The following is a 15989-nucleotide window of genomic DNA, read 5'->3' as shown; positions in this document are numbered from 1 at the left end:
CACCACTCATGTCTTTTCTCATAACTTAGGTCGTTTCCTCATGTTATGGCTTAAATTATTTAGGGTAACTGATCCTCGAAATTTTAACCTCAGCGCTTACTGTTTTATTCTTTGTTATAATCCATTCCATAGCAACCGGAATTCTGTTGACAGTAATGTAGCGCTCAAGATCAATACGGCCTTGATCAAAAGGTGCAGTTGAAATATCTGTTTGGTATTCTATATTTTTGATGATGTGTGTAATAGGATGTGTTGAGATTTTAAACTCTGAATTGGTCAATTCCGATTGATATCTTGATAAGGCTATGGAATCATTACTAGATAGCTTTTGGAAGTTTTCAGACTTTAACCAAAACGGTAAGGCATAAGTTTCTGTAATCCAGAATAATATCTTTTGATGCTTTGTGTCTATGGTGTTTGCACTTATCGTAGTATCAATTTTTGAATTTAAAATTCTGACCTGTTTAGACTTTGTATCCAGGATTAAATATCCATCGTAAAAAACAGTATCCGAAACGTTTACCTGAGCATTAAACTTAACTTTCGCTTCAGCATTAAACTTTTGAGTATTATAGGCGCTTTGTATAGAATTTAAAAATTGCTGATCTTCAGTAACTTTTACATTTTTTAAAGTCTCTGAATTATTTTTCTCATCAGGTTTGTCTGTCTTACAACTCAACAAACAAAATAAAAGACCTATTAAAAATAAATTTCCGCGTCGTCGCATACAATTGCTTTTTGTAAAAATAATGAATAATAAATAAGAGAAACTTAACTAATTTGATAAAAAAAATTAATTTTGAAATCAAAATAAATGTTCTTTACAAATGTTGACAAGAAGACATATTCGAACTAAAGTCATGCAAAGCATATATGCTACCAAGCATAGCAATCAAGAAAGCCTTAAAAACGAAGAAAAGTTTCTTAACAAAAGCATGCAAGACATGTTGGATTTGTTTATCATTAATCTGAATTTGCTTATCAATATCCAAAAACACGCTTCTGAATATTATAAAAAAGGCCAAAAGAAACACTTAGCTACAGCACAAGATAAATCACCAAACTTAAAATTTGTCAACAACAGATTACTTGAGAAGTTGGTCAATTCAAAAGTTTTAGACAAAATCAATAGTCAAAAAAAATTAGATATTTGGGTGTTTGACGATGAATATCCTGATTTATTATGGAAAGATATTCTAAAGAGTGAAGCTTACAAGCTATACCTTGAAAGCGATGTGGACCACTATGATGCGGACAAAAATTTTATTATTGAATTATATCAAAATATTATCGCGCCTAATGATAAGCTATACGATTACTTTGAGGATAAAAAATTAACATGGATAGACGATTTACCTATTGTCAACACGAGTATAAACCGCTTTCTAAAATTTATACCAAAACATGCAAAAGACCTCAAACTTCCGGACTTGTTCAAAAACGAAGACGATCGTGAATTTGGATTAAACCTACTGCGTAAAAGCTTATTGAATGAAGATGACTACAGTAAAGATATAGTAAAAAATACACAAAACTGGGACAAAGATAGAATAGCAGATTTAGACTATATTTTATTAATCATGGCTTGTACCGAATTTACGAAATTCCCAAGTATACCTATTAAAGTTACAATAAATGAGTATTTAGAAATTGCCAAGGATTATTCCACACCTAAAAGTAGTAACTTTATCAATGGACTTTTAGACAAAATAGTAAAACAATACAAAAATGAAGACAGGTTGAATAAAAGTGGTCGAGGTTTGATATAATAAATAAATTGTGATATTTTTGAAAAAATTTTTAAAACCAAAAAAAATGACACATATGAAAAATTTAATGTTATGTTTACTTGCTGTAAGTGCAATAACTTTTACATCTTGTAAGAAAAATGCAGCCGATAAAGTAAAAGCTGAAAATGTAGAAGAAGCTACAGAAAGAGATGCTAAAGAAGTCGTTTATCCAACTTTAGACTTTGATGAAAAGACACATGATTTTGGTACCATTGATGAAGGTGAAATTGTAGAACATACATTTACTTTTACTAACAATGGTGATGCGCCATTAGTTATCACCAACGCCAGAGGGACTTGTGGTTGTACAGTACCCGACTGGACCAAAAAACCGGTAGCGCCAGGTGAAACCGGAGAAATGCTCGTAAAGTTTAACTCAAGAGGAAAACGAAATCAGCAAAACAAAAGTGTAAACATTACTGCAAATACAGAATCCGGTAAAGAAAGACTACAAATCAAAGCATTTGTAACACCTAAAGCTGGCTCTGGAAACGCCAAATCGGGTTCACCAATTCAAGTTAAATAAATATTTAGATGGGAGATATAGGAGGCTTATTGCCAATGATATTAATCTTTGTGGTTATCTTTTTTTTCATGATAAGGCCACAAATGAAGAAACAAAAACAAGAAAAGCAGTTCAGTGCAAATTTAAAAAAAGGCGATAAAGTTGTCACCAAAAGCGGAATGCACGGTAAAGTCATCGATTTTAGCGAAAAACTCGATGCCGTCATCCTCGAGACTGGTGCCGGTAAAATCACCTTTGACAAATCTTCAATTTCTTTAGAGATGTCTCAAAAACTGAACGCACCAAAAGATGATAAAAAGAAATAATTTCAATCATTAAATTTACAAAAGCCGAGCTTATCCTCGGCTTTTTTTATACCTAAAATATCATGAAGACAAAAGTTAATTTTTTAATGTGTGTCTTAGTGTTGGTCTTAACAAATACTTTGAATGCACAAGAGGTAAAACCAAACAATCAAGACTTATTCAGTGAGTTTATCGATAGGACTGGAAATCGCTACCGCTCGGCTTCAGGTGTACCTGGACCAGAATATTGGCAAAATCAAGCCAACTATAAAATTGATGTCAGTCTAAATCCAGAGAATCACAACATCAAAGGTCACGTAGAGATTGAATACATCAATAATAGCCCGTTTGATTTGAACTTTGCCTGGTTGTTTTTGGAGCAAAATAGATTTACACCTAACTCTAGAGGAACTTTGACTACGCCCTTAGGAGGAAACCGTTACAAGGGTGATGTGGTTGGTGGTTATAAATTGTCTAACATAAAGGTTAAAAATAGTGGCTCGACAAGTAGCAAACACATCATCAACGATACGAGGATGCAGGTTTTTTTTAAAAAACCTTTAAAGGCAAAAGGTGGCAAAGCTATTATCAGCATGGATTTTGAATTTGTGATTCCTGAAAAAGGTATGGATAGAATGGGACGTCTTGAAGTCGAAGATGGAACGATTTATGCACTTGCACAATGGTATCCTAAAATGGTTACATTTGACGATATTCAAGGCTGGAATATTATGCCTTATCTCGGAGCTGGTGAATTTTATCTGGAATATGGAAATTTTGAATATTCTGTAGAGGTCCCAAGAGAATATATTGTCGTTGGCTCTGGGCAATTGCAAAACCCAAAAGAGGTGCTAACAAAAAAGCAACAGAAGCGATTAGATGAAGCTAGACAATCAGATAAAGCTCAATTTATCATAAAACCTAAAGAGGTAGGTCAAACTGATAAAATTAGACCTGATGGCAATAGTTTTACTTGGAAATTTAAAATGCAAAATTCTAGAGATGTGGCTTTTGCTGCCTCAAAAGCTTTTATATGGGATGCCGCAAAAATTGACCTCCCAGATAACAAAAACGCCTTAGCACAGTCAGCTTATCCTAGAGAAAGTCATGGAGACAATGCTTGGGAACGCTCTACCGAGTACACTAAAGCTTCAATAGAGCACTACTCAAACCAATGGTTCCCTTATCCTTACAAAAACGCGATTAATGTCGCAGCTGATGTTGGCGGAATGGAATATCCAGGAATGGCATTTTGCAGCTACCGTTCAAGGGCAGGCAGCTTATGGGGCGTCACAGACCATGAATTTGGTCATATTTGGTTTCCCATGATTGTTGGGAGTAACGAGAGAAGGCATGCCTGGATGGATGAAGGCTTTAATACCTTTATCAACCTCTACTCTACCGATGCTTTTAATGATGGTGAATATCCAAACCGTATGCTATTGGCAAAACAGAATCTTATCTCCTGGTTTTTAAGCCCAAATCGTGAAGCTATTAACACCTTTCCCGATGTAGCTCAATCTCAAAACTTAGGTATTGTGGCTTATTATAAACCGGCATTGGGATTATATATTTTAAGAGAATACATATTGGGACCAGAACGTTTTGATTATGCCTTTAAATCCTATATCAAAGCCTGGGCCTATAAACATCCAACTCCTGGTGACTTCTTTAATATCATGGAAAATGCAGGGGGTGAAAATTTGAGTTGGTTTTTTAAATCTTGGTTTTATGGCAATGATAATATTGAATTGAGTATAAAAGCAGTTACACAAACCGATGAAGGCTATCAAATTGAATTTGAAAGCTCTGGTATACCAATGCCTGTCGTTTACAATGTCTATTATAAGGATGGGACAAAAGACGAATTGAGATTACCGGTTGAAATTTGGCAACGTGGTGATACCTGGACCACAGCTTTAGAGACAGACAAACGCATCAAAAAAATTGTCATTGATCCCAATCGAATTTTACTCGATGTTAAACCGCAAAACAATAGATGGGAAGCTCAAGATTAATCAACTTTTAACCACATTTTTGAAGCCTAACTTCCACAAGTTAGGCTTTTTTTATTTTTCAATTTTATTTCCAATTAAATTTTTAGTTCTCACCCTAAAAAGTTTAGGTGACTTTTAATATAAAATCCATTTAGCCTATTGACTTAAGAAAACATTTAACAATAAGTGAGGTAAAACCTCAACAATAATCTACATCATCATCGTAAATTTGTTCAAGCAAGGTTGGTTAGCACATTTATTTTCATACACCTCCTTAAATAAAATCCAACCTTGCTTTTTATTCACTTTTATTTACCTCTATTTCATTAAATTGTTTTTTATACGTAGTTCTTATTTTATATTTGCTGTATGGGTTTACAAAATCTATTATGGATTTTTATTGGTGGAGGACTCGGAAGTGTATTCCGCTATTTGGTTTCAAAAAGCCTAAATCCCTTATTTAATACACTATTTGTAGGAACATTGACGGTAAATATCATTGGGAGTTTTATTATGGGCTTGCTTTTAGCACTTGAAAGCAAAACTATTATACAAAACCCATTGTATTTGTATTTAACAGTTGGATTTTGTGGTGGTTTTACTACATTTTCAGCTTTTGCTTCAGAAAACCTTAGACTCATCAAGACTGGTGAATATACTCAAGCTTTAATCTATAGTTTAATCAGTGTCATTGCTGGAATAATCTCAGCAGGCATTGGGTTTTATTTAACCAAACAGATTTAATTAAAAAAAACCAATTTATGAATGTTGTTTTTATTGAACCTTATCGCGATCAACTTTTGTCTTTAAGCTACACTAAACCCATATCTGAATTGCGATGTGGTATTCTTAAAATGGGACAAAAATGGAAAATACATTGTCCTAATTTTCAGTTTTCAAATTTAACTGAGGATTATTTAAGTAAAGTTTGGCCACCTCATATTGAAGATGACAACCTTTTTGTAAATGCATCTGTTTTTCCTAATCAAACTTTAGTTGAAAGTCTTATGGATTTAAAACCTAGTCAGGCGCTTAGGTATAACGATGTTCTTATAGCTTATCGCTCTGCTAAGAAGGATAAATATAGCGAGGTGAAAGTATACCATAAAGAAATTTCAATATTAAAGAACACTTGGGATATTTTCAAATTAAACCATTTTGCTATTGAAGCAGATTTTAATTTACTTACAAAAGATAAAAAGTCTGAACCTATACCCGAGCATGTGTTAGCTATAAATCCCGATCAAATATTTATAGAAAAAGGTGCAAAATTGATTAGCGGCACTTTAAATGCTACTGATGGTCCCATATATATTGGTAAAGATACTGAGGTAATGGAATCAGTAAGTGTTCGAGGTCCATTTGCACTTTGTGATCACGCTGTGTTAAAAATGGGTGCAAAAATATATACAGGCACAACAGTTGGGCCTTATTCTAAAGTTGGCGGTGAAGTGAGCAACTCTGTTATACAAGGTTTTTCTAATAAAGGACACGATGGTTTTTTGGGTAATTCAGTTATTGGAGAATGGTGTAATCTTGGTGCAGACACCAACATCTCAAATTTAAAAAATAACTATGCTGCTGTAAAACTTTGGAACTACTCTAAGCAAGGCTTTACAGATACAGGGTTACAATTTTGTGGTCTTATCATGGGTGATCATTCAAAGTGTGGTATCAACACCATGTTTAATACAGGAACGGTTGTTGGTGTAAGTGCTAATATTTATGGTGAAGGTTTTCCACGAAATTTTATTCCGAGCTTTAGCTGGGGTGGAAAAACAGGATTTATCACCTATAAGTTTGAAAAAGCCATTGAAGTCGCAGATATTGTGATGAAAAGACGAGATAAAAAAATAAAAGCTCAAGAGGTTAAAATCTTAGAACACGTATTTGAAATATCAAAAGCTTATAGGAGACGATAAGGCTAAAACTATAGAAAAGAGTAGCCTAAAGAAAGCATAAACACACCGTTTTTACCATCTCCTCCATCAATAGTATCTGTCAAACCAAAAACATAACGCGCATCTGCTCTAAGACCTGCTGGTAAGTCAAAACCTAAACCGGCAGCACCGGACAAATCAAAAGTTTCTGCCTCAACTCCTGACCTCACAGAATCTTCTAAATTATCATCGATTAAGAAACCAAATTGTGGTCCGGCCTGAACATTTAAACCGCCTATCAAATAGAATTTGAACAATACAGGAATATTAACATAATTGAGATCAAACTCTGTAGCATCAATTTCTGCACCTTGTTGCGAGTAAAGCAGCTCAGCTTGTAAACCTATTTTAGTAAATTTTGCGCTGAGAAAAGCACCGCCAACAAAACCGGTTTTATTGCTGGCCTCAGTCGCATCGTTAAGAGTTGCAAAGTTAACGCCTAACTTTGCTCCAAAATCAATTTCTTGAGCATAACCCAATTGAGCTGTAATTAAAATGACTATTAATAATTTCAAGTTTTTCATGATATTTAAGTTTTGGTTAAATTTTGATATGGACTTACAAAAGAAGATAATTTAGGAAGTTTTTTTAATTTCCGTTCTTGTTTTGTAAAGTAAATTTTCTGTTCATCTATCTCTATACTTTTACGATATCCTAATGCAAACATAAGCCTTTTTGGAATAAACCGCAGTAAAGGCTTTGAGATACTTAAAGTATAAAAATTAACTTTTTCTATTCCCGGAATATAAGTTAAAATATTTTCTGCTTTTATTTTTCTAAATATTCTGGCAACTTTCAATTTAAATCTATTCATGTGTTTTACGTAGAAAAACCCATCCTCACCTTTTTTCTGGTATAACGGCATAAAGATTTGAAAGTTTTTAGGAGCATATATAGATTTTTCGTTGAGGGTTGCTATACGTTCACCTTTTTTAAGTCTTTGAAAATTTAAATAATTACCGCACATATTAAAAACGTCGTTAGGTTTTAAGTCTTGCCTAAAAACCACTTCAAAATACTTTGCTGGTTTTGATCTAAAATATTGATCTAATATTCCCATATTTATTAAGTCTTCAGAGGATATCATACCTGTATGATAAAGGGCTTTATAACAAAATACTTTCAATTCTTTTATAGAATCTTGTGAATAGTGCTCTCCGCCTTCAAATGCTAGCGAGACATGACCTAGGTCATTCAAAAGATTTAACAGTGCCCCTTCTATAAAAGATTCGACATTAAAAATTACAGGATATCCAAGGTTTCGCACAAACGCTCTGTTTATTAAAGCGTCATTCATAACAATAAAAGGGTGTGTAGAACCAGAAGTCGTGTGGAGGTCAATACAAAAAACCTTAGACTTAGAACGTTTTAAGATATCATACAACACATTATATATTTCAGTCAGTTCATGATATTCACTCACGCTGGGCTTTCGGCTAGACTCTTCTAGATGAGACTTTGTCCATATACGGTTTAAATCTTTGTCAAGAAACCTGTATTCTTGTAAGTAAGCCTCTTGATTTCCAAAAATACCGTACAAGTTTCCTTGAATTTTATCAGAGAAATCATGAATATGATCAAAAAAAGATTGAAGTGCCAAGTAACCCGCTTTTTCATTACCGTGAATACAACAAAAGAAAATAAGCGTTGGCCAATCCGGATTTTTTTCAATTGAAGCAATTAATCTTTCTGGTTTAGGCATCGATAGAAAATTGTTTAAAATGGTCAGAATTGACGATACCAACTAGTTTTTCATCGGTTATAACCGGTAGTGCAGATACCTTGTATTTATCCATCATTTCTTTAGCCTTAATAAGCTCAACATCTGGATTTATGGTTTTTACATCTGTCTGCATTATAGTTTTGATTGAACGCGATTGCTTAATGCTGGAATCTACTTTATCAATATCTTGCAAAGCTACGATTCCTGAGAGCTGATGCTCATTATTTTCTACTAAAATTTGATTTAAATTATTCCATTCCATAAGGTGTTGCAAGATGAGGATGGGATCATTTTCATGAACAACAACCAAATCTGTTGTCATCACATCTGAGACTGTAAAGTCAGATATACTACAAGGTTTTTTATTGATATTAATATTCCTCCATTGGTGAACTGGGATATCTTGTTCTTGATTTTTTAACATTTGATGGGTAATAAAAAATGCCGTTCTTCTTTTCGTAAAATGTTTTTTGAGACAATTGTAGTTTTTACTCATCCATTCAGAACCCGTTTTATTTTTTTGAACTCTTGACTTTACAATATCAAGATAAGTTGTGATCTCATCATCTGAAATACCATAACTTTTGAGGCCCTTTTCTGCTAAAGGTAAAAGCTCTTTTAATATCAAAGATTTAGCTGATACCTGTTTACCAAACCATTCAAACTGAATGCTCAAACCGTGTTTTGCGGCTTTATAAAAATTTTGTCTAGCCGCTTTAAAATTCATTAGCTTTGGCAAATCCTTATACTCATCGGGCATACCAGACATCAAACCTATCCAAAAAGCGACGTTAGCAACTTCATCAATTAAAGTTGGACCCGTAGGAATATAACGGTTTTCTATTCTCATATGAGGTTTACCGTCACTGACACCATAGCACAATCTATTCCATTTGTAAAGATTACCATTATGCATTGCTAAAGCTTTCATCTTTGGTGGTTTGCCTTTACTTAAAGCCTCAGAAGATTCTTCATCAATATCTGCGGTAATGAGAAGTGGATAATGAGAAATATCATTTTTAAAAATTTCTGATACGCAGTTGTGAACCCAGTCGTGACCAAAGGTTACACGAGGACGTTGTTCCCTTAAAAGATAAACCGAATTACGTGAATCTACTGTTTGTTGAAATAAAGCAATTCGAGTCTCAGACCATAATTCTCTTCCTAACAATAGGGATGAATTTGTGCATGCTGCTAAAACAGGTCCAGATATCATCTGAGCCCAGTTGTATTTCTCCTTGTATTCTCCAGGCTTTAACTGTAGGTGAATTTGAAAACTCGTATTGCCGCTTTCTGCCAATATGGAATCCAATTCCATTTTAAGCTCATCAACGCCTGAAATTCGCACTTCAAATGATTTTTCTTCTGTTTTTTTTAAAATATCATTGAGGACAATATAACGTTGATAAGGTGTAATATTTTTAATATTGAAATCTGCTCTTTCAATTGTTGGCAGAATACCAACTAAAGGAAAGTGGACATTAAATGATTTTGACTTTGTCTTGAGATGATTGAGATGAGACTTTAAATTTTCATGCAATTGTTTAAAAACACCTGCCTTAAGGGTTTGTGGCTCTAAGTTAATTTCTAAATTAAATTGGGATAATTCTGTCGTGAATAGGTCACTTGCAATATGGTCTAAAATTTCCAGAGCTTTACATGTTGGCTTCATTTTATCATCTGTTATAGCCAATTCTTGTTCTGCCCCAATCCTTATGGTATCATTTGGAAAAAGATCATTATTAAGCATTTGATCTAAAGTTTCAATGTCTTTTAAAAGGTAGTAAGTGAATGCTTTACGCGCCTTTATGTCTGCTGTTGAATTGATACTTTTCCCGGACATATTGTTTTTTTTTAAATAAACATTAACCCAAATTAGAGATAAATTTGTAAAAACTCAACTTTTTAAATGAAAAACTAGTAAAAGCTAATAAGTATCAGTAATTGACAACAAGATTTTGAACAGAATATCTATTTAATATTTTTTCCAAAAATAAGATGTAAATAAAATAAGTACTGTAAAGAGCTCTAACCTACCAAGCAACATTAAAAAACTACTCCACCATTTTGCTAAATAGGGTAAGCCATTATAATTATCAACAGGACTCACATCACCAAATGCCGGCCCAACATTTCCTAAGGATGAAGCTGCAGCTCCGACAGAGGTCATAAAATCTAAACCAAGTAATGACATCACTAAAGTCCCTACAATAAACGATAACATATATAAAATAAAAAACCCTAAAACATTGTAAACTATCTTTTGGTCTACAGATTTACCATTGTACCTCATAGGCAAAACTGCGTTGGGATGTAATATTCTTTTAAATTCTAAAATCCCATTTTTAATTAAAAAAACTTGTCTCACAATCTTGACACCACCGGCTGTTGAGCCAGCAGAACCCCCAAGAAAAAAAAGTCCAAAGAAGAAAATACTTATAAATGGCAACCAGGCCGTAAAATCTGAAGTCACAAAACCAGTTGTTGTTATCACGGCAACAACTTGAAATAAAGCATGTCTAAACGTTGCTTCTATTCTGCCTAACAACATTGGATGCTGCGTTGAAGATAAGGTTAGATCACCCTGAAAATAAACGGCAATAAATGTAATTAGCGTAATTATACTGACAAATAATATGTACCAGCGAAACTCTTCATTTGCCATTAAACGCTTAAACTTAAGTTTGAAAGCCAGGTAAAATAATACAAAATTTGTCCCTGACATAAACATAAATAAAATGATAATGTATTGTATCCAATAATTGTCATTCCAATAAGCAATACTAGCGTTTTTTGTAGAAAATCCACCTGTAGACAAGGTGCTTAACCCGTGATTTACAGCATCAAACAAACTCATTCCAGCCAGATTTAAAAGTAAGGTCTCTAGGGCTGTAAATGAAAAATAAATTAACCACAACCTTTTGGCCACATCGGTAATTTTAGGTTTAAGTTTATCTGTATTAATACCTGGTGCTTCGGCGGTAAACAATTGCATACCACCAATACCAAACATAGGTAATATAGCAATAGTGAGCACTATGATACCCATACCTCCTATCCAGTGGGTTAAACTTCGCCATATCAAAACACCTTTGGGTAGTATTTCTATATCTTCAACAATAGTAGCACCGGTAGTTGTATACCCCGAAATGGTTTCAAAAAATGCGTTGGTAAAGCTGGGAATTGACCCTGTAAAGATATAAGGTAAGCTTCCACTTAGAGCCATAATTATCCAACCTAAAGTAACGATAAGGTAGCCTTCTTTAGTGCCGATGTCTTTATCGTGCTTTCGTGTGAAAAACATCAACAAAATACCTGAGGTCACAACAACAATAAATGATGACAAAAGTTGTGATAAAATAGCAGATTCTGAATAGTACCAACTTGTTAATACACTTGCGGACATAAAAACGCCATTAAAGACAAGTAAAATGCCCATGACATGTAATATTATAGGAAAGTTGAGCTTGGTCATGCTAAACAAATAATTTTTCAACTTTATGAATAGACATGGGCAAAGAACAAACCAGCACACGGTCTCCAGCCTTGATGGTAAAATCACCTAAAGCAATAATGCCCTCGCCATCACGTATAACACCAGCTATAATGGAAGTTCTCGGTATTTTAATATCAGCTATTTTGGTGTCGCAAATCTTACAATCAGCCTTGACCTCAAATTCTAAAAGTTCTGCATTAAGATTATTGAGTTTTGTTAAAGCTACAATATCGCCTTTACGGATGTATCTAAAAATGTTATTGGCTGCTATAAGTTTTTTATTGACTAAAGTATTGATACCAATTGACTGACTTAACTGAAAATAATCCATGTTTTCAACTAAAGCTATAGTCTTGCGCACATTCTTAGAGTTAGCCACCAAACAAGACATAATATTGGTTTCAGAATTTTCTGTCACCGAAATAAATGCATCCATTTCTGATATTTGTTCGTCTTCCAATACATCTACATTGTGACCATTTGCATTGATTACAAGAGTTTTAGGAAGCATATCTGCAATTTCTAAAGCTTTCTCATGATCTTTTTCAATTAGCTTGACCTTAAATTTTTGGTTGCAAAGTTTTTGAGCCAAGCTTCTGCCAATATTACTGCCACCCAAAATCATCACATTTTTAATTTGATGCTTATGCGTTCCAGATAATTTATACAATTCATCAACTCCAGATTTGTCAGTGACAAAATATACACGGTCTTTTTTATAAAATTTAGTATCTCCTCTCGGTATAAGGGTGTACTGTGTTCCATGCCTTTGTATAGCGACAGGCATAAAATGCAATCCAGGGTAGTAATCAGCTGCTTCTTTTACAGTTAAGTCTACAAATGGCGCATTTTCTGATAGATCTAATCCTATCATAGTCAATACACCGTCGTCAAATTCGTAGGTATCTATAAAAGCTGATTGACTGAGTAGTAGCATGATCTCTTCTGCAGCGAGATGTTCGGGTGAGATCATTTCATCAATCCCTAATTGCTTAATATTGAGTTTATCCTTACAATCTATAAATTCAGGATTTGAAACACGAGCAATAGTCTTTTTAACTCCAAGTTGTTTTGAAATAACACAAATGGTAATATTTGTAGATTGGCTTGAAGTAACCGAAATTAATAAATCTGTTTGTGAGACGTTAGCACTATTCAAAAGGCTCAACGAGGTGGCATCTCCATATATGGTTTTAATATCCAGATTCTTGTCTGCGTAGGCTAAACGGTCTTTATCTACATCTATTAAAACGATGTTATGTGACTCGTAAGACAGAAGTTTTGCAAGGTGAAACCCTACTTCTCCAGCACCAGCTATAATTACTTTCATAAAGCAAAATTAGACATTTAAGGTAAAATATCATAATTTAATCTACGAAGAACAAATAAAACTGATAAATCAATATTTAAATATTATAACCTAGACCAAGCAATCATCCCACCTTTTAAGTTATAAATATCTTTATATCCCATTTTCTCAAGCTTTCGAGCAGCTGTCATACTTCGTTGACCACTTCTACAATACAATAATACAGGCTCATTAATATTTACTTTAGTTTCACACAAGTCTTCAAAATTACTATCAAAAACATCAATATTTATAGATCCTTTAATGTTCTGTCTGTTGTGTTCAGCCGTTGATCTCACGTCAATGAGTTTCAGTTTTGTATGAGAGTTAATAAATTGTTTTAGTGAGGCTGCCGTAATATTTTTTACATTTGATTGTTCTCTGAAAAGTTTAGAAAGAAAAGACATATTAAAAATTTTACACAAAAATACCATCTTCGCTTTGACTTCTCCGTAACTTATGTTACATGAAAAGATTGACTTCTATCATAATTTAATGAATAAAGTTTTTAAAATTTACAAAATTCATGTTAGGCTTTGTAAATTTGCATTTTTAAAAAAAATATAAGATGTATATCGAACAATTTAGAGATAAAGCCTTATCTCATTATTCTTACGTTATTGTTTGTGGTAATAAAATAGCCTTGGTTGACCCGGCTAGGAATCCAATGCCCTACTATCAATTTGCTGAAAAACACCAGGCAAAAATTGCAGCTGTATTTGAAACTCATCCACATGCTGATTTTATAAGTAGTCATTATCAAATTCATCAAGAAACCGGGGCTAGAATTTATGCCAGCAAAGATTTAGGGGCTGATTATCCTCATGAAACTTTTGACGAAGGAGACCAATTGACGTTAAATAATACTGAATTTTCAGCCATTAATACTCCAGGTCACTCACCTGATAGCATTTGCATCTTAGCAAAAGATACTCAATCTTCGAAGCAAGCATTATTTACCGGAGACACCTTGTTTATTGGTAATGTAGGAAGACCCGATTTACGAGAAGATGTAGGCAATATGAAAGCAACGCGAGAATCCCTAGCCAAACAAATGTATCACAGTATTCAAAATAAATTTTCTCATCTGCCGGATGAAGTTTTGATTTATCCCGCCCATGGTGCAGGAAGTCTATGCGGAAAAAACATGAGCCATGCCTCTTCTAGCACTTTAGGTAATGAACGAACAGGAAATTGGGCTTTCAAATCACAAACCGAAGATGAGTTTGTAAAAGAATTATTAAGCGATCAACCATTTATCCCTTCTTATTTTGGACATGATGTGGACATGAATAAAAAAGGACCTGAAAAATTCATGTCAAGTATCTGGTCAATCCCATTAAACTTAAATATTGCTTCTATTGAAGAAAACCATTTGATCATAGATACTCGTGAGCAAAGTTTGTATAAATCTTCTCACTTACCCAATAGTATCAACATCATGGCAAGAGACGATAATGACAAATTTGAAACTTGGCTTGGTGCAATTGTTAAACCTAATGAACCTTTCTTTTTGGTTATTGAAACCATAAACGATTATCAGTACATATTAGAGCGAGTAGCAAAAATTGGTTACGAAAAACAAGTCTTATCGGTTATTACATTAAATGAAAAGATTAAAAATGAGAGTGATGAATTATTAGATATCGATAAATTTAAATCCCAAACCGATAAATATACTATCATAGATATTAGGAACAAAAGTGAATTTGATGAGGGTTTGGTATTTGAAAATGCAAAACACTTCCCCTTAAATCATTTGAGAGAACAAGCCAAAAATATTCCAGATAATAAACCCATCGTGGTCCATTGTGCTGGCGGTTATAGAAGTACTGCAGGATACAGTATTATTAAAAACATTAAGCCAAAATCAGATGTTTTTGATTTGAGCTTTGCTATATCCGATTTCAAGTCCTAGTTTATGCTCAAAATTAATATCGGTGGTGTTCCGGAGCATTTTAATTTTCCATGGTTAAAATGTATCGAAAATAATGCATTTCAGGAGGTTGCACATGTCAATTGGAAAGATTGCCCTGGCGGGACAGGAGAAATGGCAACAGCCTTAGAAAAGCAAAAAATAGATTTAGCCATTATGCTTACTGAGGGCAGCATCAAAGAAATTGAATCAGGTAAACCTTTTAAAATTATTCAAAAATATATAGAAACTCCATTACTTTGGGGAGTTCATGTTGATGCAGAAAGTTCTTACGAAACATTTGATGACATTCAAGCTAAGAAAGCCGCTATAAGTCGGTTTAATTCTGGATCTCACTTAATGACCTATGTTTTGGCTAAAAACAACTCTTGGAATTTTGAAGCACTGAATTTTAAAGTTTGTAAAAATCTGGACGGTGCAATTAATGCCTTACAGAAAAAATCTGCAGATTTCCTATTATGGGAAAGATACACAACAAAACCTTATGTAGATAATGGAGACTTAAAATATTTAGGCAATTGCCCAACACCTTGGCCTTGTTTTGTTATCGTGAGTCGAGAAGACTTTTACAACAAAAATACGCAAGAAATTCTTCAAATACTCAACATTATAAATTCAGAAACTTCAAAACTTAAAAATGATCCAAATCTCCCAAGCGTTTTATCTGAACGGTATCAGATCAAATTAGAAGATGCTAGAGATTGGCTTTCAAGTACAGAGTGGAGTCAGCAACAGCTTAAGACAGAAAACTTTCAAGATTACAAAGCTTTACTAAAAAATTTTGGTATTCTTAGATAATTTGGTAAAACCGACGCAACCTTTTTAAGATTTGTCTATCTACTTATAAATACCCAATCTGAATGTATTATATTTTAATCGTCTTAGTTGTACTAATAGCAATAAACTTCTTACTACTTAAGTTTAGTAGTAATGATTGTGTTTCAACAAA

The 15989-nt window shown here is 33.6% G+C and carries 15 protein-coding genes; 8 read left to right on the top strand and 7 right to left on the bottom strand.

What is annotated here, in order from left to right:
* Positions 1 to 55 precede the first annotated feature (55 nt).
* Positions 56 to 727, bottom strand: a complete 672-nt coding sequence (locus FCN74_RS05150; RefSeq protein WP_138931535.1) for a hypothetical protein — start codon at positions 725 to 727, stop codon at positions 56 to 58.
* Positions 728 to 860: 133 nt separating this feature from the next.
* Here FCN74_RS05150 and FCN74_RS05145 point away from each other — a divergent pair, with 133 nt between their 5' ends.
* From FCN74_RS05145 to FCN74_RS05120, 6 genes are all read left to right on the top strand, one after another.
* Entirely contained in the window at positions 861 to 1769 is a 909-nt protein-coding gene (locus FCN74_RS05145; RefSeq protein ID WP_246062562.1) for a transcription antitermination protein NusB, read from the top strand.
* Between the two features lie 55 nt (positions 1770 to 1824).
* On the top strand, positions 1825 to 2316 hold the full coding sequence (locus FCN74_RS05140; protein ID WP_138931533.1) for a DUF1573 domain-containing protein: 492 nt from the start codon (positions 1825 to 1827) through the stop codon (positions 2314 to 2316).
* A gap of 8 nt (positions 2317 to 2324) precedes the next feature.
* Positions 2325 to 2621, top strand: a complete 297-nt coding sequence (gene yajC, locus FCN74_RS05135; protein WP_138931532.1) for a preprotein translocase subunit YajC — start codon at positions 2325 to 2327, stop codon at positions 2619 to 2621.
* Between the two features lie 62 nt (positions 2622 to 2683).
* Positions 2684 to 4618, top strand: coding sequence for a M1 family metallopeptidase (locus FCN74_RS05130; RefSeq protein ID WP_138931531.1), 1935 nt, complete (start codon positions 2684 to 2686; stop codon positions 4616 to 4618).
* A gap of 348 nt (positions 4619 to 4966) precedes the next feature.
* Positions 4967 to 5341, top strand: a complete 375-nt coding sequence (gene crcB / locus FCN74_RS05125) for a fluoride efflux transporter CrcB (protein ID WP_138931530.1) — start codon at positions 4967 to 4969, stop codon at positions 5339 to 5341.
* 17 nt (positions 5342 to 5358) lie between these two features.
* The gene (locus FCN74_RS05120) at positions 5359 to 6519 is read left to right on the top strand and encodes a GlmU family protein (RefSeq protein ID WP_138931529.1); all 1161 of its coding nucleotides are present in this window, start codon (positions 5359 to 5361) and stop codon (positions 6517 to 6519) included.
* Between the two features lie 8 nt (positions 6520 to 6527).
* Here FCN74_RS05120 and FCN74_RS05115 read toward each other — a convergent pair whose 3' ends face one another.
* From FCN74_RS05115 to FCN74_RS05090, 6 genes are all read right to left on the bottom strand, one after another.
* A complete protein-coding gene (locus FCN74_RS05115; protein WP_138931528.1) occupies positions 6528 to 7061 on the bottom strand; it encodes a porin family protein in 534 nt (177 codons plus the stop codon).
* A 5-nt stretch (positions 7062 to 7066) separates the two neighbouring features.
* Entirely contained in the window at positions 7067 to 8239 is a 1173-nt protein-coding gene (locus FCN74_RS05110) for a M14 family metallopeptidase (RefSeq protein WP_138931527.1), read from the bottom strand.
* On the bottom strand, positions 8232 to 10103 hold the full coding sequence (locus tag FCN74_RS05105) for a CBS domain-containing protein (RefSeq protein ID WP_138931526.1): 1872 nt from the start codon (positions 10101 to 10103) through the stop codon (positions 8232 to 8234). Before FCN74_RS05105 ends, FCN74_RS05110 begins: the two co-directional genes overlap by 8 nt.
* Before the next feature lie 132 nt (positions 10104 to 10235).
* Positions 10236 to 11735 (bottom strand): TrkH family potassium uptake protein, encoded by a 1500-nt coding sequence (locus tag FCN74_RS05100; protein WP_138931525.1) that lies wholly within the window; start codon positions 11733 to 11735, stop codon positions 10236 to 10238.
* A gap of 1 nt (position 11736) precedes the next feature.
* Positions 11737 to 13086: a Trk system potassium transporter TrkA gene (gene trkA, locus FCN74_RS05095; RefSeq protein ID WP_138931524.1), complete on the bottom strand. Its 1350-nt coding sequence runs from the start codon at positions 13084 to 13086 to the stop codon at positions 11737 to 11739.
* Between the two features lie 83 nt (positions 13087 to 13169).
* Positions 13170 to 13511, bottom strand: coding sequence for a rhodanese-like domain-containing protein (locus FCN74_RS05090; RefSeq protein ID WP_171047111.1), 342 nt, complete (start codon positions 13509 to 13511; stop codon positions 13170 to 13172).
* Between the two features lie 161 nt (positions 13512 to 13672).
* Between FCN74_RS05090 and FCN74_RS05085 the strand changes: the two genes are divergently transcribed.
* Both FCN74_RS05085 and FCN74_RS05080 read left to right on the top strand, forming a co-directional pair.
* Positions 13673 to 15022: an MBL fold metallo-hydrolase gene (locus tag FCN74_RS05085; RefSeq protein WP_138931522.1), complete on the top strand. Its 1350-nt coding sequence runs from the start codon at positions 13673 to 13675 to the stop codon at positions 15020 to 15022.
* 3 nt (positions 15023 to 15025) lie between these two features.
* Complete coding sequence (locus FCN74_RS05080; RefSeq protein WP_138931521.1) at positions 15026 to 15838, top strand: ABC transporter substrate-binding protein; 813 nt, start codon at positions 15026 to 15028, stop codon at positions 15836 to 15838.
* The last annotated feature ends 151 nt before the right edge of the window (positions 15839 to 15989 follow it).

Origin of the sequence: Mesohalobacter halotolerans, from assembly GCF_006120725.1 — a bacterium.
Classification (GTDB): domain Bacteria; phylum Bacteroidota; class Bacteroidia; order Flavobacteriales; family Flavobacteriaceae; genus Psychroflexus; species Psychroflexus halotolerans.
The sequence above is the reverse complement of the archived record's forward strand: the minus strand, read 5'-3'. Positions and strand labels throughout refer to the sequence as shown.